At 68.5% G+C, this 23462-nt stretch carries 21 protein-coding genes and 4 pseudogenes; 14 read left to right on the top strand and 11 right to left on the bottom strand.

Annotated elements, in window-relative coordinates:
• Window positions 1-22: 22 nt before the first annotated feature.
• Window positions 23-322, bottom strand: a pseudogene (locus J8403_RS01070) (DinB family protein); the annotation flags it as partial.
• Between the two features lie 585 nt (window positions 323-907).
• A complete protein-coding gene (locus J8403_RS01065) occupies window positions 908-1801 on the bottom strand; it encodes a LysR family transcriptional regulator (protein ID WP_211121387.1) in 894 nt (297 codons plus the stop codon).
• Window positions 1802-1908: 107 nt separating this feature from the next.
• Between J8403_RS01065 and J8403_RS01060 the strand changes: the two genes are divergently transcribed.
• Window positions 1909-2997, top strand: a complete 1089-nt coding sequence (locus J8403_RS01060; RefSeq protein WP_211121386.1) for an alcohol dehydrogenase catalytic domain-containing protein — start codon at window positions 1909-1911, stop codon at window positions 2995-2997.
• A 659-nt stretch (window positions 2998-3656) separates the two neighbouring features.
• Here J8403_RS01060 and J8403_RS01055 read toward each other — a convergent pair.
• Both J8403_RS01055 and J8403_RS01050 read right to left on the bottom strand, forming a co-directional pair.
• Window positions 3657-4559 (bottom strand): annotated as a pseudogene (locus tag J8403_RS01055) (non-reducing end alpha-L-arabinofuranosidase family hydrolase); the annotation flags it as partial.
• 1080 nt (window positions 4560-5639) lie between these two features.
• Window positions 5640-6548: a LysR family transcriptional regulator gene (locus J8403_RS01050; protein ID WP_211121384.1), complete on the bottom strand. Its 909-nt coding sequence runs from the start codon at window positions 6546-6548 to the stop codon at window positions 5640-5642.
• Between the two features lie 198 nt (window positions 6549-6746).
• Here J8403_RS01050 and J8403_RS01045 point away from each other — a divergent pair, with 198 nt between their 5' ends.
• From J8403_RS01045 to J8403_RS01035, 3 genes are read left to right on the top strand one after another with little or no spacing between them, the layout of a single operon-like run.
• Window positions 6747-8141 carry a M20 family metallopeptidase gene (locus J8403_RS01045; protein WP_211121383.1) on the top strand — a complete coding sequence of 465 codons (1395 nt, stop codon included), beginning with the start codon at window positions 6747-6749 and terminating at the stop codon, window positions 8139-8141.
• Window positions 8138-9415 carry an MFS transporter gene (locus J8403_RS01040; protein ID WP_211121382.1) on the top strand — a complete coding sequence of 426 codons (1278 nt, stop codon included), beginning with the start codon at window positions 8138-8140 and terminating at the stop codon, window positions 9413-9415. Before J8403_RS01045 ends, J8403_RS01040 begins: the two co-directional genes overlap by 4 nt.
• A gap of 13 nt (window positions 9416-9428) precedes the next feature.
• Window positions 9429-10439: a 1-aminocyclopropane-1-carboxylate deaminase gene (locus tag J8403_RS01035; protein WP_211121381.1), complete on the top strand. Its 1011-nt coding sequence runs from the start codon at window positions 9429-9431 to the stop codon at window positions 10437-10439.
• A gap of 86 nt (window positions 10440-10525) precedes the next feature.
• On the opposite strand, the gene J8403_RS01030 is transcribed toward J8403_RS01035, so the two are convergent.
• Both J8403_RS01030 and J8403_RS01025 read right to left on the bottom strand, forming a co-directional pair.
• Window positions 10526-10789 (bottom strand): hypothetical protein, encoded by a 264-nt coding sequence (locus J8403_RS01030; protein WP_211121380.1) that lies wholly within the window; start codon window positions 10787-10789, stop codon window positions 10526-10528.
• A gap of 75 nt (window positions 10790-10864) precedes the next feature.
• Window positions 10865-11479, bottom strand: a pseudogene (locus tag J8403_RS01025) (S8 family serine peptidase); the annotation flags it as partial.
• 93 nt (window positions 11480-11572) lie between these two features.
• Between J8403_RS01025 and J8403_RS01020 the strand changes: the two are divergent.
• Window positions 11573-12199 carry an HIT family protein gene (locus tag J8403_RS01020; protein ID WP_246585626.1) on the top strand — a complete coding sequence of 209 codons (627 nt, stop codon included), beginning with the start codon at window positions 11573-11575 and terminating at the stop codon, window positions 12197-12199.
• A gap of 1082 nt (window positions 12200-13281) precedes the next feature.
• Window positions 13282-13728, top strand: a pseudogene (locus J8403_RS01015) (IS5 family transposase); the annotation flags it as partial.
• Window positions 13729-13758: 30 nt separating this feature from the next.
• Here J8403_RS01015 and J8403_RS01010 read toward each other — a convergent pair.
• On the bottom strand, window positions 13759-14133 hold the full coding sequence (locus J8403_RS01010; RefSeq protein WP_211121379.1) for a MerR family transcriptional regulator: 375 nt from the start codon (window positions 14131-14133) through the stop codon (window positions 13759-13761).
• Window positions 14134-14200: 67 nt separating this feature from the next.
• On the opposite strand from J8403_RS01010, the gene J8403_RS01005 reads away from it, so the two are divergent.
• From J8403_RS01005 to J8403_RS00990, 4 genes are all read left to right on the top strand, one after another.
• A complete protein-coding gene (locus tag J8403_RS01005) occupies window positions 14201-14536 on the top strand; it encodes an EthD domain-containing protein (protein WP_009719449.1) in 336 nt (111 codons plus the stop codon).
• Between the two features lie 402 nt (window positions 14537-14938).
• Entirely contained in the window at window positions 14939-15139 is a 201-nt protein-coding gene (locus tag J8403_RS01000; protein ID WP_246585625.1) for a transposase domain-containing protein, read from the top strand.
• 23 nt (window positions 15140-15162) lie between these two features.
• Window positions 15163-15978 (top strand): IS4 family transposase, encoded by an 816-nt coding sequence (locus J8403_RS43350; RefSeq protein ID WP_425519736.1) that lies wholly within the window; start codon window positions 15163-15165, stop codon window positions 15976-15978.
• Window positions 15979-16206: 228 nt separating this feature from the next.
• Window positions 16207-16569 (top strand): DUF2267 domain-containing protein, encoded by a 363-nt coding sequence (locus tag J8403_RS00990; protein ID WP_014058497.1) that lies wholly within the window; start codon window positions 16207-16209, stop codon window positions 16567-16569.
• A gap of 362 nt (window positions 16570-16931) precedes the next feature.
• Here J8403_RS00990 and J8403_RS00985 read toward each other — a convergent pair whose 3' ends face one another.
• Window positions 16932-17531, bottom strand: a complete 600-nt coding sequence (locus J8403_RS00985; protein WP_211121377.1) for a TetR/AcrR family transcriptional regulator — start codon at window positions 17529-17531, stop codon at window positions 16932-16934.
• Between the two features lie 102 nt (window positions 17532-17633).
• On the opposite strand from J8403_RS00985, the gene J8403_RS00980 reads away from it, so the two are divergent.
• Entirely contained in the window at window positions 17634-18797 is a 1164-nt protein-coding gene (locus J8403_RS00980) for an epoxide hydrolase family protein (RefSeq protein WP_211121376.1), read from the top strand.
• A gap of 25 nt (window positions 18798-18822) precedes the next feature.
• Window positions 18823-19041 (top strand): hypothetical protein, encoded by a 219-nt coding sequence (locus tag J8403_RS00975; RefSeq protein ID WP_211121375.1) that lies wholly within the window; start codon window positions 18823-18825, stop codon window positions 19039-19041.
• A gap of 36 nt (window positions 19042-19077) precedes the next feature.
• On the opposite strand, the gene J8403_RS43345 is transcribed toward J8403_RS00975, so the two are convergent.
• From J8403_RS43345 to J8403_RS00955, 3 genes are all read right to left on the bottom strand, one after another.
• Window positions 19078-19227, bottom strand: a complete 150-nt coding sequence (locus tag J8403_RS43345; RefSeq protein ID WP_246585624.1) for a hypothetical protein — start codon at window positions 19225-19227, stop codon at window positions 19078-19080.
• A gap of 274 nt (window positions 19228-19501) precedes the next feature.
• Entirely contained in the window at window positions 19502-19771 is a 270-nt protein-coding gene (locus J8403_RS00965; protein WP_211121374.1) for a hypothetical protein, read from the bottom strand.
• Window positions 19772-20859: 1088 nt separating this feature from the next.
• Window positions 20860-21495: a TetR/AcrR family transcriptional regulator gene (locus J8403_RS00955; protein ID WP_211121372.1), complete on the bottom strand. Its 636-nt coding sequence runs from the start codon at window positions 21493-21495 to the stop codon at window positions 20860-20862.
• 131 nt (window positions 21496-21626) lie between these two features.
• On the opposite strand from J8403_RS00955, the gene J8403_RS00950 reads away from it, so the two are divergent.
• Together J8403_RS00950 and J8403_RS00945 are read left to right on the top strand one after the other, a co-directional pair.
• The gene (locus tag J8403_RS00950; protein WP_211128019.1) at window positions 21627-22559 is read left to right on the top strand and encodes an alpha/beta hydrolase family protein; all 933 of its coding nucleotides are present in this window, start codon (window positions 21627-21629) and stop codon (window positions 22557-22559) included.
• A 41-nt stretch (window positions 22560-22600) separates the two neighbouring features.
• Window positions 22601-23461 carry an LLM class flavin-dependent oxidoreductase gene (locus tag J8403_RS00945; RefSeq protein WP_211121371.1) on the top strand — a complete coding sequence of 287 codons (861 nt, stop codon included), beginning with the start codon at window positions 22601-22603 and terminating at the stop codon, window positions 23459-23461.
• The last annotated feature ends 1 nt before the right edge of the window (window position 23462 follow it).

The following is a 23462-nucleotide window of genomic DNA, read 5'->3' as shown; positions in this document are numbered from 1 at the left end:
ACATTCGGCGCGGTACGGCTCCGTCCTGGCCGCCGAAGTACCATCCGACCCGATAGCCCAGGCAGGAGACGATGATGTGCGCCAGCTGCCAGGCAATCGTGGTCACCGGCGCCGGCACCGGGACAGGGGACGCGAAGTCCATCGTCCACTCTCCCGAACCTCCCGACATCGGTGCGGCCGACGTGCCACGTGGGCGGAGGCTCCAGCAGCCGCGCACCGGCTCCCAGAAGTACTCCTCATCGGCAAGACCGTCCAGCCGTGGCCGCAGGTTCGTGCGCCAGTGCCAGTCCAACTGCTCCGCGAGCCGCTCGCCTCTCGTCATTTCCGCACGTTACGTATAACGGAGACCTGGCTACGACCCTCGCGGACGCCGTCGCCGGCCGTGGGCCGCGTGAGCGTACCGCGCGTGAGATGACGCTGGGGGCTGGGCTGATGTGCCCTTCGGGCCGCGCCGCCGCGAGCGGCTGTTGGACATGAACAACCCGGCTGGCTGGGATGGGTTCAATGACCCAAATGTGACAGCTGAGACCGATGACATGACGGGTGATCAAGACCGCAGAGGCGTAGGCGGTGAGGTGCAGACGCCGGGAGACTCCGGTGACGGGCGTGTGGCCGGCTCGCCAGGCGTTGCGGATTCGTCGGGGGCGGGCTGAGGGTTCGCCGCGGAGGCAGGTGCATGTGCGGTCGGGTGTTTTGTTGGGCTCGTCTGGCCCGTTCGTCCCCGAAAGATCGCAGCGGGGAAGGTCACCGCACATCGGGCCGTGAGGTGACCCGGCTCCGCCACACGGCCATGGCGTCGTACGACCGGAGCGCGTTGAGCCCGGGGGAGGTGGGGGTGAATTCGGGGGAGGGCGGGGTGATCGTGCGGACGGTGGCCGGAGTCGGCTGACCGGCCCGGTGGTGTGTGTCAGACGGCCGAGATGATCGCTCGGGTGACGGCGGTGATCGCGGGGGTGGGGTGGCCGGGAAGGCGCGCGACGAGAACCCGGCGAATCTCGGGAGGGGCGCCTTCGATGTGGACCAGGTTCACTCCGGGTGGTAGCACCGGCGAGAGGCGCAACGGCACTGTCGTGACTCCGAAGCCTCCTGCGACCAGGTGGAGTTTTGTCAGCCAGTCGCGTGCGCGGTGGGCGATGTGGGGTCGTCCGGGCAGGCCGGGCCAGACGCCGAGCAGGGGTTCGGCGTTCGAGGACGGGGTGGCGATCCACGGGGCGTCGGTCAGTTCGTCGACATGGACGGTGGTGCGGCCGGCGAACTTTCCGGTTGAGGGTGTCGCCAGGACCAGTTCGGTGTCCACGGCGGTCTCGACGTGCAGGCGGGGCGACTCGCTGTCCAAGGGCCGGTGGGGTGGGCGGGAGGTGAGTACGGCGAGGTCGATCGAGCCGGCCCGCAGCGCCCGGATCAGGGTGGGTGTGGTGCCTTCGGTGGTGGTGACGGTGAGCTGCGGGTGGGTTGTGGTGAGGCGGGTGAGCGTGGCGGGCAGGAGGGCGGCGCCTGCGCTGAGGAACACCCCGAGCCGCACCAGTTCGGTCCGTGGGGTGGCGCCGGTGATCTCGGATTCGGCTGCGGCGAGGCAGTCCAGGATGGTGCGGGCGTGGCGCAGCAGGGTCAGGCCCGCGGGCGTGAGCCGTACCCCGTCGGGGCGGCGGTCGAAGAGGGTGGTGCCCGCGCTCCGTTCGAGGGAGACAGCCTGTCGTGAGACCGCGGACTGTGTGTAGCCGAGCCTAGCGGCTGCCGCGGTGAAGCTGCCGGATTCGGCGATCTGCTGCAGGACCCGCAGACCCGTACTGGAGATGTCCATGCGGCTTACGCATACCACAGATGCTGGATCGTCGCTTCCCGCATGATCGCCGGACTCTTAGTGTCGATGCGACGGACCCGGATGAACATGAACATGGAGGTCATCGCATGCGAGCAGCAGTACTGACGCGGTTCGGCGCCCCGCTCACGGTGCGGGAGCTGCCCGACCCTGAGGCCGGTGGCGGTGAGGTGGTGGTCGAGGTGCTGGCTGCCTGCGTCCCCCCGTACGCGGGCGAGGTCTTCAGCGGCGAACGGAACTACCCCCTGGTCCCTCCCGTGGTGCCCGGGGTCGGCGGCGTGGGGCGGATCGTCCACGTCGGCCCGGATGCCACCCGGCTGCGCGTCGGGGACCTGGTGTGGTGCGACTGCACGGTGCGCTCGCGGGACGATGCCCTGACGCCCGACATCACACTGCAGGGCTGGAGTTCCCGCGGCGAGGGCGGCGCGCGGCTGGCCCGGTACCTGCATGACGGGTCGTTCGCCGAACGTATGCGGGTTCCGACGGAGAACGTCTTCCCGCTGCCGGCCGCGGCGGGGGAGGACCCGGCCCGCTGGGCCGCGCTCACCGCGCACACCATCCCTTACGGCGGGCTGCTGGCGGGCGGGCTCGCGGCCGGTGAGACGCTGCTGGTCAGCGGGGCCACCGGCAACCTCGGCAGCAGTGCGGTCGCGGTCGCGCTCGCGATGGGGGCGGGCCGCGTGGTCGCGCCGGGCCGCAACCGGGCAGCGCTCGACCTGCTCGCCGACCGGTTCGGTCCGCGGGTGCGCCCGGTGCCGCTGACCGGGGACGAGACCGTCGACCGGGCGGCGATGTCCGCGGCGGGCGACGGCCCGATCGACATGGTGATCGATCTGCTTCCGCCGAGCGCACCCAGCTCCGCGGTGCGTGTGGCGGCCATGACGGTGCGCGAGTACGGCCGTGTCGTCCTCATGGGCGGTGTCGGCATGCTCGGTGGCGACGATCTCGCGCTCCCGTACCCGTGGATCATGCGCAACTCGGTCACCGTGCGCGGCCAGTGGATGTACCCGCGCACGGCGAACGTCGGCATCATCCGGATGCTGGCCTCGGGCGCGTTGGACCTCGCCCCCGAACGCGTCCGGACCTTCGGTCTCGATGCGGTCAACGACGCCGTCGCCTATGCCGCTTCCCACGGCGGCCCGTTCGACCGCACCGCCCTGGTCCCCATGGAGGTGTGAGGTCCCCGGGCAGGTGATCCCGACCGCCGTGAGCACACCGGACCGAGCCCGCCGGACCGGCGTGCGGTCGGGTCGCATGAAAGCGCTCACGGTGAGGTTGCCCTGCGTCTTCACCCGTGGTCACGCCGTCCTGCCCGGCGGGGTGGTCTCGGCACCGTGCCGCTGGAGACGGTGTGCGCGGTCGGCCGGGTCGGCGGCCGCGGCTGCCTGAGCCGTCGTCGTCACACCGCTGGACGACTGGCCGGGCGACGCCCCTGGATCCCGGCAGTCGGTGATCAACCCCGTCGACCGGACCGGGCCCCGGGCCGTGGGGCGAAGGGCTCTGCGGGCGTCACGCTGCGCAGGTCTTCATCCCATGGCCCGCGCAACCTTCGTGATCGCTGCCGACTTTCTCCTCCCGCGCCCCGCCCCAGCTCCACGTGATCGCGACTGCGTTCCCATCATCACCACCAGCAGTACACCGCCGGCCTGGGACACCACCCCACGGCCGTGGCCCTCAACACGGACACGCGGGTATGACCCGACACGCTCGGTCACCCGAAAAGTGCTTCTTTCCTCGCAACCAACAGAACTCTCGACAAGCCTTATCGTTGCAGGTCAGAAGCACTTCTCGGGTTTGTGATCAGGCCTTGGACAGCCCACCCGATGAAAGCGCGAGGTTAACGCTGCAGGGTAAGGACACCCGGCCGCCAGGGCAGTTGGTCGTAGGGGCCGCCCGCGGAGGGGGACTTGCCCTGGTAGAGGAACTGCAGGTTGCAGGGGTCGATGGTCATGGTCTGGTCGGGGTTGTTGCGGACCAGGTCACCATGGCTGATGTCGTTGGTCCAGGTGGCACCGCTGTTGGCCTTGCCCGCGAAGGGGTTGCTTTCGCTGCTGGCCTGCGGGGTCCACGAACCGCTCAGGCTGGAGGCCGTGAACGAGCGGAAGTAGCGCCCCTTCGCACCGATCGCCTCAACGATCATCAGGTACTGGTTCTGGCCCTGAAGTTTGTAGACCTGCACCCCTTCGAACAGGTTGTTCGTCGAGTCGCTCATGACCGTCGTGTACGACGAGCCGAAGCTGCCCGGGAAGTTCCCGATCGGCGTGCTCGCTCGGTAGATCTTGCCGTTGTCACCGGCGAAGAACAGGTACATGTTCTGGCCGTCACCGATCAGGGTCTGGTCGATCGGGCCGGTGCCGGAGCCGGAGATGCTACCGGTGAACAGCGGCTGCGGCGAGGACCAGCCGTTGGGGTTGGTGGGGTCGCTCGACGTGCGGTAGATGAAGGGCCACGCACCCCACTGGTACGCCAGCACCCAGATGTTCTTGGGCGCGAAGTAAAACAGCGTGGGCGCCACCGCGGCCTGGCTCATCCCGGTCTGGCCGGCCGATGTCATGTCCGACCAGTTCGTGAAGGGACTGAACCTCATCGAGCCGTAAGACGATCCTGACACGTTCGACGCGTAGACCAGGTGCTTGCCGTTGTACACCACATTGGTGAAGTCCTTCAGCGAGACCCATCCGTTCGCCGGCTGCGCCAACACACCCGTCGACGTCCACCGGTACGTCGACGGAAGAGAACACGCGCTGGTGGACGCCTGAGCCGGGTCGGCGACGAGCGTCGCCGCCAACGAGACCAGGGCCGCGACCGAGGCGCTGAGCATCACAGACAGACGTTTGCGGTTGAAGCTTCCTCTGCGCATGGGGACCTCTTGATTCTTGAGTAAGCGGTTCCGGTTGGCTCCGTCAGAGGCTTTCCGGACTGTCGATGTGGCGCGTGCGGTTCATGGCGGTCCGTGGTCACCGGGCCGACCCCTTGCGGCTTTCCCGTCCTGCAAGTCCCTCGGCTGCGGAATGCGTTGGTCATGACATTCCTTGAGCGAGACGGAGCTGAGGAGTCGAACGGCTCAACGACGTGCCGCGCCCCACCTGGAGAGGGCATCGAGCGTCACCGAGCCGGGTGGACGGATGGAGCTGTCACCCGGCTTTGTCATAGAGGCCCTGACCGTGTTCGCCGTCCTGTCCGGGCCGCTTGGGCGCCCAGAGTGGAGGTTTCCCTCGTACGGTCGGTTGCGGGCGGGGGTGGGGTTGACTCGGGGCGGGGTGTGGACAGCTCGAACGGCGTGAGGCGGACCGAGCCGCCGTGCGCCCGGGTGGCGTGGGATACATCAGCGGCGTGCTCCTTGCGGCTCGGCCGTTTCGGTGGGCGTGACGGCGGTGCCCTGTGCTGTGCGCGTGGAGCGGACCTCAGTGTGTTCGCGATATCGAACAAGGGTCGAAGTGTCGAGCAACCTGGATAGTAGGGGACCGGTGAACGGCGTCAATACCTCTCGCAAGATTCGCGAGCAACGCCGAAATATCCCGCAGGCCAGCCCCGACCCGTGGGCCTGTCCGCGACGCGCGATCCGCGGAGTGATGCGCTGTTCACCCTGGCCTGCATCGGGGGCACTCCTGACGCCCGGTGAAGCCGGTGAAGACCGCCTGCACGCGGGCTGCGGGCCGCCAGTGGTCAGACCGGCCTGCTGGTGCGAGTCGGGTCACGCGCGAACTCGTCAACCACAGCGTCGCCCCGCTGCTTCTTCGCCGAGCTGAGGGCAGGTAATGCCGCGTCGCTGTTGCCAGGAGTCTCGCCAATCGGCCTTGGGGCGCCGCCAAGGGTCTGCCTACATGAGAATGTCATCACCGATCTGCTCGATCAGGTGCGCGAGGAAGGCCCGCACCGCCGCGGGCAATGCGCGCCGCGCCATCGATTGGATCTGCATGCTTCGGCGGCTCAGTTCCGGGTTGTGGATGGGAACGATCGCCAGGCGGTCGGCACCGAGCCGCCGTCGCACCGTCAGCGGACCGACCAGGGTGACCCCACCGCGTAGCTGCGCGAAACTCTGCAGCGCACCCGAGTAGTTGCTGACGAGCGCGGGCTCGAAGCTCAGCCCTTCCAGCGCGACGCAGACGTCGAAGAGTTGCCGGATCGTGGTTCCCTCGTCCATCAGCGCGAGCGGGTACTCCAGCAGGTCCGCGAGCTCGACGTACTCCCGGTGCGCCAGCGGATGATCGTCGGGCATCAGCGCGTAGATCGGCTGCTGCTGCGAATACTCGACCTTGATTCCCCATTCCGGTCCGAGGCTATAAGTGACGGCCAGGTCCACCGTGCCGTCTATCACCTGCCGCGTCGCCGCGGTGGGGCCGGTGACATTCAGTCGGAACCGCACCCCCGGATATTTTTCCCGAAATGCGGTGATAGCCGCCGGCAGGAAATCGCGCGCGAAACCCTCGGAGCTCGCGAGTTTGACGGTACTGCGGTGCAGGGCCTCGACGCCGTGCACGTCGGCGAGCACCTGCTCGGCCTCGAGCGCGCTGCGCCGGGCGTAGGCGGTGAGAATCTCGCCCGCCTCCGACAGCACCATCCCCCGCGGCTGGCGCTCGAACAGCGGCGCCCCGACGTCCTGCTCCAGCTTCGCGATCTGCCGACTGATCGCCGACGTCGCCACGTGCAGGCGCTCCGAGGCCTCGCTGATCGAACCGGTGCGCGCGACCTCGAGGAAGTAGCGCAGCGACGTGGGCAGGAGGTGCATTCCGAGAATGTACTCCAGCGCGAAGCGCGTCCGCTGAGGGTGGTGGTGGGGAAGCCGCAGACCGTAGCCGTTGCCGCCAGGGCAATACACCCTTCGAAAACGTGCAATTTCCCGCTCTATCGCCGCCCTATCCCGCTCCGTAAACTCAGCACACCGGCCGGACGCATTGTAAATCGCACGTTTCTCATGTTAAGGGTAATGATGACCCGTGCTGCCGTGATCGATTGCGCCACCGAATACTACGATTCCGGGGAATTCCTCGCCGACCTCGGCCGCCGGGTCGCGTTCGCGACCGAAAGCCAGGACCGGGCCGCTGCGCGGACGCTGCGTTCCTACCTCACCGACGAGCTGGCCCCTGCGCTCATCGGCCGGCTGGGCTGCGAGGCGCGCGTCCTCGACAACCCCGCCGGCGACTACCCGCTGCTCGTGGCGACCCGACACGAGGGCGATGAGATGCCCACGGTGCTGGTCTACGGCCACGGCGACGTCGTCCTCGGCGAGCCGGAGCGGTGGCGGCCCGGCCTCGATCCGTGGCAGGTGGTGGTCGAGGGCGACCGCTGGTACGGCCGCGGCACCGCCGACAACAAGGGCCAGCACACCATCAACTTCGCGGCACTCGAGCAAGTGCTCCGCGTGCGCGGTCGGCTCGGCTTCAACCTCAAGGTGCTGGTCGAGACCGGGGAGGAGTCCGGCTCGCCGGGCCTGCGCACGGTCTGCGCCCAGTTGCGGAACGAGCTCGCCGCCGACGTACTGATCGCGTCCGACGGGCCGCGCGTGGCCGCGGAGCGGCCGACGCTGTTCCTCGGTTCACGCGGCTCCACCCCGTTCACGCTGCGGGTCGACCTGCGCGAGGGCTCATACCACTCCGGCAACTGGGGCGGTCTGCTGCGCAACCCGGCGACCGTGCTGGGGGCGGCGCTCGCCTCCATCGTCGACGCGCGGGGCCGCATCCTCGTCTCCGGTCTGCGGCCGCGGGAGGTCCCCGAGAACGTCCGGGAAGCCCTGCGCGACATCGCGGTCGGCGGCGGACCGGACGATCCGCCCGTCGACGACGGCTGGGGCGAACCCGGTCTCACCCCGGCCGAGCGTCTCGTCGGCTGGAACAGCGTCGAGGTGCTCTCGCTCGCCGCCGGCAACCCGGACACCCCGGTCAACGCCATTCCCGGCAGCGCCCACGCGCACTGCCAGCTCCGGTCCGTGGTCGGCACCGACGTCGACAAGCTCGGCGTCATCCTCCGTACCCACCTGGACGAGCACGGATTTCCCATGGTCGACGTCGAGGTCGGCCCGACCATGCCGCCGACCCGGACCGATCCGGACGACCCCTGGGTGCACTGGGCGCTCGGCTCGATCAGCCGCACCACCGGCGCGGAACCGGCGCTGCTGCCGAACCTCGGCGGCAGCCTTCCCAACGACGCCTTCGCAGGCGCGCTCGGGTTGTGCACGCTCTGGATCCCGCACTCCTACCCCGCCTGCGCCCAGCACGCCCCGGACGAGCACCTGCTGGCCCCGGTGGCGCGGGAGAGCCTGCGCATCATGGCCGGCCTGTTCTGGGACCTCGGCGAGGACTCTCCCGTGCGGAGTCACCCATGACCACACGGACCGTAGCCCCCGAAGCACCACCGGTGAAGGTGCACCGCGTCATCGTCGCCGCGTCCATCGGGAACGCGCTGGAATGGTTCGACATCCTCGTCTACGGTTTCTTCGCCGCGACGATCTCGGACCAGTTCTTCCCCACCGCCGACGAGACCGTGTCGCTGCTGCTGACGCTCGGCACGTTCGCGGTGGCCTATGTGGTCCGTCCGCTGGGGGCACTCGTGCTCGGCGCGTATGCCGACCGTGCCGGGCGCAAGCGTGCGCTCATGGTGTCGATCCGGCTCATGATGGTCGCGACACTGCTCATCGCGACCATGCCGCCGTACGCGACGATCGGGCTCGTCGCGCCGATCGCGATCCTGATCGCCCGACTCGTCCAGGGCTTCTCCGCGGGCGGGGAGTTCGGCAGCGCCACCGCGTTCCTCGTCGAGCACAGGCCCGAGAAGCGCGGCTTCATGGCCAGCTGGCAGTTCGCGAGCCAGGGCTTCGCGACGCTGCTCGCGTCGGCGTTCGGCACGGTGCTCACGGCCACGCTGTCCGACGCGCAGCTGGAGTCGTGGGGTTGGCGCATCCCGTTCTTCTTCGGTCTGCTGATCGGCCCGGTCGGCTACTACATCCGGCGTTACGTCGGCGAGGCCGGTGAGTTCGTCAAGACCGCGGACCAGGAGCGCGCGCCGGTGAAGGAGACGTTCCGTACCCAGAAGGACCGCATGTTCGTGGCCATGGGCGCGCTCGCCGTGTCCACCGCGATCAGCTACTTCATCACCTACATGCCCACGTTCGCGGTGAAGGAACTGGACCTGCCGGCGTCGACCGGATTCGCCTCCACTCTGGTCACCGGGATCGTGCTGACCGGCCTGACTCCCGTGGTGGGTCACCTGTCGGACCGGTTCGGCCGCACCCGGATCATGCTGATCTTCGCGACGCTGATCCTCGCGCTGGTATACCCGAGCCTCGCGTTCCTGGTCGCCGCCCCGGGCTTCGGGGTGATACTCGGCGTGATGTTTTTGGTCGGCGTGTTGAAGGCCGGCTACTTCGCGCCACTGCCCGCGATGATGGCGGAGCTGTTCCCCGTCACCAACCGGGCCACCGGCCTGGCGGTGAGCTACAACATCGCCGTGATGCTGTTCGGCGGCACCACACCGCTGATCATCGTCTGGCTCGTCGATGTGACCGGCAGCAAGCTCGCGCCGACCTTCTACCTGATGTTCCTGGCCGTACTCAGCCTGTCCTGCGTGGCGTTCGCGCGGCGCAGGCTCGACATCCACTGATCGGAGAAATTCCTTGTCCCTCAACGACTTCGACCGCTACCCGCTGCTGTTCGGCCCGTCGCCGGTGCACCGCCTGGAGCGCCTGACCACACACCTGGGCGGCGCGGAGATCTGGGCCAAGCGCGAGGACTGCAACTCCGGCATCGCCTACGGCGGTAACAAGACCCGCAAGCTGGAGTACCTCGTCGCCGATGCGCTGGCGCAGGGCTGCGACACGCTCGTGTCGATCGGCGGCGTGCAGTCCAACCACACGCGCCAGGTCGCGGCGGTCGCGGCCCGGGCGGGGCTCAAGTGCGTGCTGATCCAGGAAAGCTGGGTCGACTGGCCGGACGCGGTGTACGACAAGGTCGGCAACATCCTGCTGTCCCGGCTCGCCGGAGCGGACGTGCGGCTGGTGAAGGCCGGGTTCGGCATCGGGTTCAAGGAGAGCTGGGAGCAGGCGATCGCGGAGATCGAGGCGGCGGGCGGCAAGCCCTACGCGATCCCCGCCGGCGCCTCGGACCACCGGCTCGGCGGGCTGGGCTTCGCGAACTGGGCGTTCGAGGTGGCGGAGCAGGAAAAGCAGCTCGGGGTCTTCTTCGACACCATCGTGGTGTGCGCGGTCACCGGCAGCACCCAGGCCGGCATGATCGCCGGATTCGCCGCGCTGGGCGGGCGGCCGCGGCGGATCCTCGGCATCGACGCCTCGGCGAAGCCGAAGGAGACATGGGACCAGGTGGCCCGGATCGCGCGCGGAACCGCGTCGCTCATCGGCCTGGACCGGGAGCTCGCCCACGACGAGATCCTGCTCGACGAGCGCTACCACGCGGGCACCTACGGCATCCCGGACGAGTCCACCATGGACGCGATGCGGCTGGCCGCACGGATCGAGGGCATGGTCACCGACCCGGTGTACGAGGGCAAGTCCATGGCGGGCCTCATCGACCTCGTCACCCGGCGCGAGATCGCCAAGGACGCCAAGGTGCTCTACGCCCACCTCGGCGGGCAGCCGGCACTGAACGGCTACAGCGCCCTGTTCGGGTAGGCGTCAGGAGAGTGTCGGTGAGGTCTACCGGTCCTCACGGCCCGGCCCGGGGCGGAGATCGCGTGCCGGCAAGGCCTTTCGCGCGGTCAGGCGCCGAGCGTCGCCGCTCGGGACGCAAGCACGGCAAGAAGAACACGGCGAGCTGCCCCACCGAGATCCCTCGATACCTGGTGGCGACTGACCATGGCAGCGGGAACGCGCACGAGGGCCATCACGTCACTGAAGGCGGGTGCGTCGCCGGTGTGTCCTTCGGTCAGGGCGAACTCCAGCGGCCGGCAGGCGCCGTCGGCCGCGAGATGGATCTCATTGGTCCGGCCGGACCCGCCGATGGCGAATCCCGGTTTCGCCACGGCCTGCCGCCCGCCGGGTGGGACCCGGTGGGCGGCAGGTGTGATCAGCGGAGGTCCGGTGTGCCGGTCAGGGTGTCACTGCGCGATCTCGAGCAGCTTGTTGGGGGAGCCCGAACCGATGCCGGACAGGGCGCCCGAGGTGGCGGCGTTCACCAGCGCCCTCCCCACCTCGGACGGGGACGCGGTGGTGTGGCCGGCGAGGTAGATCGCCGCGGCGCCCGAGACATGCGGGGCGGCGAAGGAGGTGCCGGAGCCCGTGTATGTGGCGGTGTCGGAGGTGTTCCAGCCGGCCGTGATGTCCGATCCCGGGGCGAAGAGGTCCACGGTCGAGCCGTAGTTGGAGTAGTTTGCCCGCGCGTCCGTGTTGGTGGTGGCGCCGATGGTGAGGGCGGTCAGCACCCGGGCGGGGGAGTAGTTCGCGGCGTTGGCGTTGGAATTGCCGGCGGCGATGGAGTAGGTCACGCCAGAGGCGATCGACTTGGTCACCGCGTTGTCCAGGGCGGTACTGGCGCCGCCGCCCAGCGACACGTTGGCGACGGACGGGCCGGAGTGGTTGGCGGTGATCCAGTCCACGCCCGCGATGACACCGGCCGTGGTGCCGGACCCGTCGTTGCGGAGCACCCGTACCGCCACGATCTACGCCTTCTCGGCCACGCCGTGGGTGGTGCCGGCGACGGTCGTGGCGACGTGCTCGTGGTCTGCCCCCACCGCCGGGGAGGAGCCGGGCCGCCCTGGTCCTCACTGGGTGTCGATGCCGGACTGATCTTCACTAGTCTTCGGGCCATGGCCTTACGACCTGATGAGTTCTACGATCACGCGCTTGCCGCTGCGGATGGTGAGCGCCGGCTCCCGCTCGCGCGCATGACGGGGTGGGATATCAGCCCGTTCGAACGGGACGGATTGCGCGTCGCGCCGTTGCGTCCTCCGGTTCTGCCGGAGTCTTCGCGGCACGGTGAGGACCCGTCGAGCTGCGAGGCGTGCCGGGACCGGGGCGATGGGATCTGGTTCAACGACGGTTGGCGGCTCACACGGATCACGGGAGTCGGTGTGCCGCTGGTGCTCATGCTGTATCCGCGTGAGCACTATGACATGGCTGACCTGCCCGATGAGCTGGCAGCCGAGCTGGGGGTCCTGTCCACTCACATCGTCCGTCATGTGCAGGCTCTGCCGCACATTTCGCGAGCCCATGTCTACCGCATCGGAGATGGAGGCGCACACCTGCACATCTGGTTCTTCGCCCGGCCTGAGGGACAGACCCAGCTGCGCGGGTCATGGATGCCCGTCTGGGACGACCTGCTGCCGGAATACCCGGCGGACGTGGCCGAGGCGGATGCGGCGATCGTGGCAGATGCATTGGTCGCCTCCCTCGGTGGCCGTCGCTCGGCTGCGGGCGAGTCGCGGCACGGCTGATCACTGGCCGCAGTTGGGTGAGGGGTATGGCTGGGTGAGGATCCGGGTTCGCAGAAGTGCGGACGAGGCACGGCCATGCATGGCCCGCTTGAGCCTATTCCACCCGGTTTCGGGTGTTCTTCGGCAATTCCGGAACGCTACGGGAAGGTGGGGCCGGCAGGGACGGTGTCGAGGTCCCGGCGGAGGAGGCCGGTGAATCCGCTCATCGGTTTCGCAGCGTCCTGCTCAGCTTGGCGGATCCGCTCCTGGAGCAGGTGTCTCCGCGCTGGTGACGCACCGGATCGGCGGACGCGCGGGCAGGGTCGCAGGCCCGGGTGATGTCCGGGCAGGCGAGCCGGACGGGAAGCAGTCGTTCCTGCCGGCTGCCGGTGAGCGTGTCACGTGGAAGGTGATTCATGAGGTGGTCTTGCGGGGGCTGGGGCTGGGGCTGTCGGCCCGGACCGGTTCGGTGGTGCCCGCGCGCAGGGCGGCGGCGAGGTGTGTGCGGGCGATCTGGCGGCTGCCGAGACAGCCGCGTTCACGGATCTCCGGGAACAGGCGGGTGCCGCTGATCTGACGCCTGTGTTGCGATGAGGCGGGTGTTGAGGTGTGGTGTGAAGGGCTCCGGGACGCCGTTGGGCCGTCGGTCGCGGGCGGAGGCCAGCAGCTGGTCGAGATCGGGATGGGGGTCGGGGTCGGTGTCGCGGAAGCGGCGCGTGGTCTTGCGGCCGAGGTTCGGCCTCCGGGCGATCGCACTGGTCGTCCGACCCCTTCTCCATCAGGCGGTGGATGTCCTCGCAGCGGTGGCGGGTGGGTCGATGAGCTGGGTGCGAGGCATCTCGGTGGGCGGTAACAGCACCGCCGCGGGATCTGTCTGTAGATCGACGGCGATATCGAAGGGCTTCCCGGCCGCGACCACGTCGGTCCCACCGGGCGGGGCGCGGTCTTCGTGGAGCGATCGCGTCCCCGGATCCACCTCGGGCCTCCGCCCGGCGGCATGAGAGGGGGAGACCGGTCTGACCAAAGGTCCCGGAACGGCGGCAGGCTTCCACCTCACACGGCGGGCCCTTGCGCATCCGTGCACGGGCTCACTGCTGAGCTATGAGATCCACCTCGCGGCCGACGCCCGGTGCCGACCACTCGCGTCCGTCCTCACCGCCGGACAGGCCGGCGACGCACCCGCCTTCACCCACGTCATGGCCCGCCTACGCGTACCCCGCCGCCATGGACGCCCCCGCACCAGGCCGGACATGGTCCTGGCCGACAGGGCATACTCCTCCTGCGAGATCCGCGACCACCTACGCAGACGTGGTATCCGCGCGGTGATCCCGGAACGGGCCGACCAGCGAGCCAACCGGACCCGGCGCGGACAAGCCGACGGCAGACCACCTGCCTTCGAGCGGGAGGCATACAACCAGCGCAACACCGTCGAACGGTGCATCAACCGCCTGAAGCAGTGGCGAGGCATCGCCACCCGCTATGAGAAGACCGCGACCATCTACCTGGCCGGACTCCACGTCGCAGGCATCTTCCCCTGGTCCGCACGCTGATCCAAACACCCCGCCTAGTTCACGCCCAGTTCACGCCCCGTCGTCCGCCGACCGTGTCAGGTACGCGTGGTTGTCCTCGATGAGGTGGTCCAGCGCGTCCCTGGCGGCGGCAAGGCCGTCGATGTCCTCGGACAGCCGGGCCCGCTCGCGGCCCATGATCTCCAGTGCCTGCCGCGCCCTGTCCTCGCTCGGCTCGGTCATGCAGGGCACCATCTCGACGATGGTGCCGCTGGACATACCCGCCGCCAGGAACGCCTGCACCAGGCGCACCCGCTGGACGTGCTCGTCTTCGTAGTGGCGCTGTCCGCTGGGCGAGCGGGAGCTGACAAGCAGGCCCTGCTCCTCGTAGTAGCGCAGCGACCGGCGGCTGACTCCCGTCCGGGCGGACAATTCACCGATCCGCATGCCGAACTCCTCCCATGCTCCTGGCTCACTTGCCCCTGACATCAATGTGAGCTTTTAGGTTAACTCCATGCTGAAGCTCATCTTCATGATCAACCGCGTCGAGGGAATGTCGTACGAGCGTTTTGTCGAGCACCACCGGGATCGGCACGCGCCGCTGTTCACCTCCATCCCGGAGGCGGAGCGCTACGTGCGCAAGTACACCGTGTCCCACCCGGTCCCCGCCGAGAACTACCCGCCCCGGGCCTACGACGGCCTGACGGAAATCTGGTTCGAGGACTGGGAGGACCACGACGCTTTCTTCGCCTCCGACAACTACCGGACGCTGGTCAACCCCGACGAAGCACGCTTCATCGACATGGACTCGGTGGCCGTGATGGTCACCGAGGAGAAGGAGGTCATCTGACGGACCGACTCGAAGGGGCGGATACGAACTCAGCTCTTGCGGCCGACCCGTGTACACGTTGATGTCCGCGCCCGCGACATCGTTGACGTCCCGGGGCCCAGGGCGCATCAGTCAACGGCGCACCCGAACCCACGATCAGATGATCTGAACGAAACGGCCTAGCCCCGAGGCCGTGAAGTTACGAGTAGGGCGGGGTCGTCCAGGGTCTCTGAGCTGTGGATTCGCCGGACGTGAGGAGCGGAGCCCCGGTAGAGCTGGCAGTCGACCAAGACAAGCCGTTCACAAAGACCGGAGGCTCCGCTGTCCGATCAGTCTGCCATCACCCGTGCCGTCACGGTGGCTGGAGGGCGGTTTGCGCCCGGGCATCTCGGTGAACTCACCCAGCTCGTTCCGTTCGAGATGGTGGATGAGGCCCTGAGGGCGGCCAGGGCCGTGCAGTCGCGGCTGCGGGACCTGCCCTCCCGGGTCGTGATCTACCTGATCCTGGCCGCGTGTCTGTTCCCCGAGGTGGGATACCCCGGCGTGTGGCGCAAGCTCACGGGGGCACTGGTCGGCTTACCGGTAGCCGCACCGACAGCCAGCGCGCTGGCCCAGGCCCGCTGACGTGTCGGCAGCAAACCGCTGCGGTGGCTGTTCGACCTGCTGCGCGGCCCGGCCGCAACCCGTACGGGCCAGCGGTCCGCCGGCGTGGTCTGCTGGTGGTCGCGCTCGACGGCACCACCTTGACCGTGCCCGACAGCCCCGCTGTCCTGACCAGGTTCACCAAGCAGGCGGGCAACCACGGTGGCACCGGCTACCCGCAGGTCCGCCTGCTGGCTCTGGTCGCCTGCGGCACCCGCAGCCTCATCGACGCCGTGTTCGGCCCCACCACCACCGGCGAGACCACCTACGCTCCGCGACTGCTGCCCAGCCTCCGGCCGGGGATGATCCTGCTGGCCGACCGCAACTTCGCCGCCCAAGGGCTGCTGTCCGACATCACCGCCAACGGCAGCGAAGTCCTGGTCCGGCTGAATCACGGCCGCAGGATGCCGGTCCTGGCCCGCCACCCCGGCTCCTACCTCTCCACGCTCGGCCCGGTAACCGTCCGTGTCATCGACTGCGAGATCACCATCACCACCACCGCCGGGAAGCACACCGGCCTCTACCGGCTGGCCACCACCCTGCTCGACCACCACCGCTACCCGGCGGGCGAACTGGCCACGCTCTACGACCAGCGCTTGGAGGTCGAAACCGCCTACCTGGAGCTGAAGTCGATGATTTTGGGCAGCCGGGTCCTGCGTGCCCGCACTCCCGAACGCATCACTCGGGAGATCCACGCACTTCTCGTGGTCTACCAGCTCGCCAGGTCAGCCCGCCGGGAGCGTCCGGGGTGCCTTGTCGCTCCAGCCGAGGCGGGCTTCCGCGTCGGCGCCGGTCTGGACGGCCCAGGTGCCGTCCGCTGACCAGCGTCTGTGACGCCCACGTACGGTTGCCGCCTGGCGCGGCGGCGAGGAACACCACAGCGCCAGGCGCGTCCGTCCTCGCTCCGCAGCTCCTGCCCCGAAATCACCCGGATGGCCGGTGGGCGCACGGACGATAGGGCCTGCCTGATCGTTACGATCTGTCGACTTATGTATCTGCTCGGGAAGTACGCCGCGGGTACTCAAGCAACGTTTCGATGAGGAGTCGCCATGGAGTATGACGAGTTCATCCGGCTCGTCGCTCAGCGGGCCCACGTGCCGGAGGATCAGGCGGCGCCGCTGACCCGTGCCACGATGCTGACGCTCGCGGAGAGGATTACGGGCGGCGAAGCACGTGATCTGGCAGCAGTCCTTCCTCCGGAAGTCGCCCCGCCGCTGGTCCCGCCGGAGGACGTGGCTCAGAAATTCGGCGTGGACGAATTCGTGCGGCGTGTGAGCGAACGTGCGAACACCGACGAGACGGTGGCGCGCCGCGCGGTTCGGGCGGTGTTCATGACGCTGCAGCAGGCAGTTCCGGGCAAGGAGTTCCAGGACGTCATGGATCAGTTGCCGAACGAGTTCCAGGACATCTAGGTTCTCTCCGGCCGAACGCCGTACCAGGTCCGAGGTCGCGGCGGATGCCCAGGTGAGACCCGGCTGGGGTATCGCGGCCGGCCAGGCGCCCGTCTGCACAAGGGGACACGCGGCGGACGGCCACCTGGCTTCCACAAGGAGCGGCACAAAAACGCAACCCCGTCGAACGGGCCATCCACAAGCTGAAGCATTACGGGGCCGAGGCCACTCGCTACGACAGCGGGCTGAGCGGCGGACACCCTCGACCAGAGGCCTGTCGACATTGTCGCGATCACACTGTTCTCACCGGATACTGAGCGGGGTGCGGTGACAATGTCGTGTCCGGAGCAGGACGATCCGCGGCTCCGCTCGAGTGCTGCGGGTCAGGGCTGGTCGCCCACGAGAGCAATTGCGCGCGGCTCGGGAACTCCCAGCATCAGCAGGCTGGTGATCGTCGCTGCTCGGGCGCCGAGGGTCCCGTTCGGCAGGTCACTGTCCGCGATGGCGAACACGACGCCGTAGGCAACCTGGCTCAGAAGACCCGCCGGCAGGTGCTGTGCGAACACGTCGCCGTCCTGGCCCCGTTTCACGAGGCCGGCGAGGAGCTCATCGACGGGCCCGAGCAGGGCGTGGATCGCCTCGCCGTACTCGCCACGGCGCAGCGCCAACAGCACTCGGTACCGGTGCGCCACCGGCCAGAGACGGGCGATGAATTCGACCCACGTCGCGTCCGCTTCCGCGCCGGAGGCGTTGACTTCGGTGAGCACGGCTGTCACCTCGGTGACGGCCCGTTCCGTGAGTGTCCGAACCAGGTCGAGGCGCGAGGGGAAGTGGTCGTAGACCGTACGACGGACGACGCCGGCAGCGGAGGCGATGTCGCCCATCCCGGCGTCGGGATTCTCTCCCAGCACATCGAGGGCGACGTCGAGGATGCGATCGCGTGTCTCGTTCATCGAGCGCACACGGGAGGACTCGGTGGACATCGCACCAGTATTGCACACTGGTGTACAGTGAGACGGACTGCACACCAGTGTGCAGCGGAGGGTTGTGCTGTGCTTCGAAGCTCAGGAGAAGAGAAGAAGGCAATGACCGCACCGACGCCGCCGACCTCGGCTCTCGTCCGCCCGTTCACCGTCTCGATCTCGGAATCGGAGATCGACGACCTCAAGCAGCGACTGGCCAGAACTCGATGGCCGGATCCGGAAACGGTGGGCGACTGGTCGCAAGGGGTTCGCGTAGAGAACGCCAGATCTCTGGTCGACTACTGGGAGCGCGGCTACGACTGGCGGCGCTTTGAGTCCGAGCTCAATCGCTTCCCCCAATTCCTGACCGAGATTGATGGGCTGGACATCCACTTCATCCACGTCAGGTCCAGGAATCCCAACGCGATGCCGCTGATACTCACGCATGGATGGCCGGGCTCGATCGTCGAGTTCCTGAAGCTGATCGGCCCGCTGACCGATCCGGTTTCGTTCGGAGGAGATGCCGCCGATTCATTCGACGTCGTCGTCCCCTCGCTCCCCGGGTTCGGGTTCTCCCAGAAGCCCACGGAGACCGGGTGGACCGTATCGCGCATCGCAAGCGCATGGGCGGAGCTGATGAAACGTCTCGGCTACACGAGATGGGCCGCGCAAGGCGGCGATTGGGGTGCCGTCGTCACCACCGCCCTCGGGGCCATGCAACCTGAGGGGCTTCTCGGAATTCATCTGAACACCCAGTACGCCTTTCCCGCACAGATACCCGACACCTTGTCGCCCGAACAGCGCTACGCCGTGGAGACCCTCGCCCTCTACGCCGGCGATCTCGGTGGGTCGAACCACCTTCAGGGCACGAAGCCGGAGACTGTCGGATTCGCCTTGGCGGACTCTCCCGCCGGCCAGGCAGCCTGGATCTACGAGAAGTTCCAGTCCAAGACCGACAACCACGGGCTCGCCGAGGACGCTCTCGGCATCGACGACATGCTCGACGCGATATCCCTCTACTGGTTCACCAACAGCGCAGCGTCGTCCGGCCGCATCTACTGGGAGAACAAATCGCTCACTTTCGCCGGCCCGAAGGTGACGCTTCCGGTCGCGGTGACCGTCTTCCCGAGGGACATCCCACGCGTGCCCCGCAGCTGGATCGAAGACACCTACAGCAATCTGATCCACTACGGCGAGGCCGACAAGGGCGGGCACTTCGCGGCGTTGGAGCAGCCCGAGATCCTGGTCAGCGAAATCCGCGCCGGCCTGCGCACCCTTCGTTCCTGACGCCAACGCGCGAGCTCAGCGGGCAATGAGCGAGTCTTCTGGCGTTTTGCCCGTTGGTCTGGATCAGGATTGCTGGTCGGCGGCGCCTGTCGGCGCCCTCAATGCCGGGGCGTGCGAACACTCCGGTTTCGGTCTCATCGAGGCATCCAATGCTGACCAGGCGTTTGAGTTTCGCGCGGGTGCCTTCGACGTGCTTGGGCATCAACGGCAGGTCCAGCGCGAGGCACAGATCGTGGGCGCGTAGCGGGCCGCGATCACGAGAACGGCGGGCATCACGGCATCAGTCCATTGGGCCCTCGACGAGCGGCGGCGGATTCGACACACTGCCGTCCTGGACGGTCGGGGTGTGCGTCGGCATCCACGGCAGCGGACCGTCGTACAGGCCGACCGACATCTGCAACTCCTCGTCGTACGCGGCGAACGGCAGCACGACTGCCTTGGAGGCGTCGGGGGTGCGAGCGAAGCGCAGGACCCACGGACGGGTGTCGGCGCCTGTCGGGGGCTCCGCGCTGTGCGGGATGCGCCCCCCTCGGACGCGAGCGGGAAGGCCTCCCGCACGTCTGCAACGGTCACGGCTTGTCTCTCCTCAATACGATGGATGATGGTCTGCCAGTCGGGCCCGCCCCGCCGGCGTCTTCCGGAACACCGACGGGGCGGGCGTCTTGAGCACGGCCCTGACCTGGAGCGCCCGCCATGGGGGTGCGTCAGTGCGGGGTCCGCGCCGGCACCAGGGCGAGGACGGGGCCGGTCACGACCGCCACGTACAGGCCCATGCCGGCGATGGTCTTCACGAGGGGCTCGTTGGCCTGACGGTGGCAGGCGCTGGGGGAGCGGCGAGCGAGCGGGATTCCGCGACCGTACGGCGGGGGCAGGTCCTTGGTCTGGCGGCACTGGGCGTGCACGCTCTCGTAGCCAGACTGCCGTGCCAGCGTGCGCTCGACGGACAGGTCTGTCGCCTGCTCGGTGGCCGTCACGGGCACTCCCCTCGGGACCGGGCGTTGGCCAGGGCCACACCCGCGCTGAGCGCTTCGGTCACTGTGATGGGCCGGAGCTGTCCGGGCCCGCGTTCTACTCCTTGCCGCCGCCGATGGGGCGGAGCTGCACGAACGGGGCCGACGAAGCCCATCACGCGGCCGGTCTGCCGCTTCTGGGTGTCCTCGACGGTATCCCCGAGGCGAGGCGTGTACGCGGGCTTCCTCCGCGTCGGGCTGCGGCCGGTTGCGCCGGCCACAGGTCACTGCGGTGCACGCCACAGATTTACTCGCCGCCCGGGCGGCGAGTAAGAGGGAGATATCGAGTTCCCTCACAGCGCCCTGCCGCGCATCGACTGTGCGAGGAGGGGACTACGGGCATTGAGAGTTCGTTGGGGGACCTGGCGAGACCGTCGGTGCATTCCCGGGAGTTGTGGTCGAAGACCATGGTGCGGCGCTCTTCGGCGGTGTAGGCGCTCCATCCGGGGTGATCGCCGTGGGCGAAGCACACGAGTGCGGTGTGCATGTCTGTGGCCGTGTGCTGGGGGGCGTCGGGTCCAGGAGTTCGGGTGCCTGGGGTGCGTTGAGGTGGTCGAAGACGAAGGGGAGGTCGGTGCAGTGGGCGGCGCCGAAGTGCGGGACGGGCCAGGCGGATTGGTAGGCGTAGGTGGGGATGCCGGCTTGGGCGGCGGTGTCGGCGAGGCGGCGGGCGGGGCGCCTGAAGGTGCGGTCGCTGAGTGCTTGGGCCAGTGCGTGGCCGGGATCCTTGCTGCCGAGTCGGCTGAGGTAGGTGTCGAGGTCGGCGGCGGTGCATCCGAGGTTGGCCATGCCGTTTAGAGCGGCCTCCTTGGTGGGTGCGATGTGAGGTCGCCGAGGATGAAGTTCCATTCCTGCGTGGTCGTGTTCCTGCGTGGTCGTGCCGATCAGGAAGGCTTCGACACCGTCCTCGACGGCCTACACCTCACCGCCTAGCTCCGCGCGGGTGGTGTGATGGTGAACCGCAAGCGCATCGAGCAGCTCCTGCGCCAGCACGGCAAGCGGAGGCACCGCATCACGGTCCCGGGCCCCACTGCCGTAGGCAACAAGCCGGGTCAACAAGCTCGGTTGTTTCCGGCCGAGTTGCCGACCTCATCGTCTGTCGGTGCCGGGGCGGGCTGGGCAAGGCCGGCGAGCATCAGGTCGATCATGTGGCGGGCCTGGTAGTCGGGGAAGGTCTCGATTCCGATGCACAGGTTGCCGATGGCGAGCATGAAGTCGTAGGCCCGTACGTCGGCGCGTGTGTGGCCAGCGGAGGCGGACGCTTTCAGCAGTTGGTCGAGCACGGGTAGCAGGCGTTCGACGAACTCGTTGTGCAGGGTCTCGAATCCGGCTTGGTCCGAGTGCAGCGCCTCGGCGAGGCCGTGTTTGGTGACGAGGAAGTCGGCGAATTGGTGGACCCACTGCCGCAGGACTTCGTAGGCATCGGCAGTTTGCGCCGGGTGGGCGGCTGCGGCGAGTGCGTCAACCTGGTGGCGGAAGACCGCGACCACCAAGTCCGCCCGGGTGGGGAAGTGGCGGTAGATGGTGCCCATGCCGAGGCCTGATTCCGCTGCGATCTCCCGTACGGGAGCGTGGACCCCCATACGGACGAACACGGCCGCGGCTGCGTCCAGGAGCCTCTGCTCGTTTCGGCGGACGTCGGCTCGCTTGCGACCTGCGGCTGCCGGCGGAGTATCGGCTGCGGACATCGTGAACACCTCCCACTTGCAAAGCGGAGCATCGCTCCGTATTCTGATCCGGAGCGGCGCTCCATATTTCAAGGATGCCAGACGCCGCGCCGCACGAGCCCACTGGGCCTATCGAGAAAGGCATGCACCACATGAGCGGCACCACGTCAGCGGACGGCGGCAACGCCTTCACCGCCTCAGTCATCTCTGTCAGCCCGATCGCGCTGCCCGCCCCGGACCGCGGCCAGGACGTGCAGGTGCGGGTCACAGCGCCCACGACCGGCCACAACCTGCCCGTCGTCGTCCTCTCGCACGGCATGACCCTGACCATGGACGATTACGCACCTCTGGTCGGCTTCTGGGCCGCCCGCGGCTTCGTCGTCATCCAGCCCACACATCTCGACTCCCTCGGCCTCGCCCCCGACGACCCGCGCACCCCGCTCATCTGGCGCATCCGCACCGACGACCTCGCTCGCGTCCTGGACCAGCTCGACACACTTGAAGCCGCCGTGCCCGGGCTGGCCGGCCGCATCGACCACGACCGCATTGCGGTAGCCGGACATTCCTGGGGCGCGCAGACCGCCAGCACCCTGGCGGGTGCACGGGTCGTCGGCGCCGACGGCACTCCCGGTGAGAGCATGGCCGAGCCGCGAGTCAGCGCGGCCGTGCTGCTGTGCCTGCCCGGTACCGGCGGCGCCGACCTGAGCCCGCTCGCCACCCAGTACTTCCCGTTCATGAACCCTGATTTCGCCGAGCTGAAGACACCCAGTCTTATGGTCGCCGGCGACGCGGACCAGTCTCCGCTCACGGTGCGCGGTCCGGACTGGTTCACCGACGGCTACCGCCTCAGCCCGGGCGCCACCGATCTGCTGACCCTGTTCGGCGCGGAACACGGACTCGGCGGCATCCAGGGAGCCAACGACACGCGCACCACCGACGAAAGCCCCGAGCGTGTCGCGCTCGTCCAGCACGCCACCCTGGCGTATCTGCGTACCGCACTCGGCCTGGACAACGACGCGTGGCCTACCGCCCGTCGGACTCTGGCTGCGGCCGCCGACCCGCTGGGAAGCATCGACTCGAAGTGACCAACCACCTGGCACCGGCCGGTATCTCCAGTTTCGGAATCATGACCGCCCCCGCGCAGGTCGCCTACGACGACGTCCTGCGGGTCTGGCATGAGGCGGACGGCATCCCTCAGATCGAGCACGCCTGGCTGTTCGACCACCTCATGCCGCTCGGCGGCGACCCGAACGGGCCCACCTTCGAGGGCTGGACACTGCTGTCCGCTCTCGCGGCCCAAACCGAGCGGTTGCGGCTCGGGGTGATGGTCACCAGCAACAGGTTCCGCCCACCGGCCATGCTGGCCAAGATCTCCGCCACTGTCGATGCCGTCTCCGGCGGCCGGCTCGAGTTCGGTATCGGCGCGGGCTCTCGCACCGACGTGCCACTGGCCCGGCGTGAGTACACAGCTCACGGCCTTCCCTTCCACGATGCCGCCCACGCGGTCGGAAGCCTCGCCGAGGCGTGCACGATCATCCGCAGACTATGGACCGAAACCGCACCATTCGACTTCCACGGCGAGTACCACCAGATGACGGGCGCGTTCTGCAGTCCCAAACCCGTCCAGCATCCCCGCCCCCCGATCCTGGTCGGCGGTCAGGCCACCCGGACGCTGCGCGTGGTTGCCGAGCATGCGGACCGGTGGAACATGCCCGGAGGCACCATCGACAAGGCGATCGAGCGCAGCGCCACCCTCGACCGGCTGTGCGAGGAGACCGGCCGTAACCCGGCTGAGATCACCCGATCCATCGTCCTGCCCGTCTCCTACGATCGCCCTCAGCACACCCGCCACACCATCCGCGCGGCGCTCGATGGCGGGTTCAGCCACATCGTGCTCGGACTGGGCGCGCCCTACCCGACCGGCGTCGCACGCTGGGTTGCCGACACCATCATCGCCCCCCTCTCCGACAAGATCACCGCCCCCTGAA

This window comes from Streptomyces yatensis (genome assembly GCF_018069625.1).
GTDB classification, from domain to species: Bacteria; Actinomycetota; Actinomycetes; order Streptomycetales; family Streptomycetaceae; genus Streptomyces; species Streptomyces yatensis.
The sequence above is the reverse complement of the archived record's forward strand: the minus strand, read 5'-3'. Positions and strand labels throughout refer to the sequence as shown.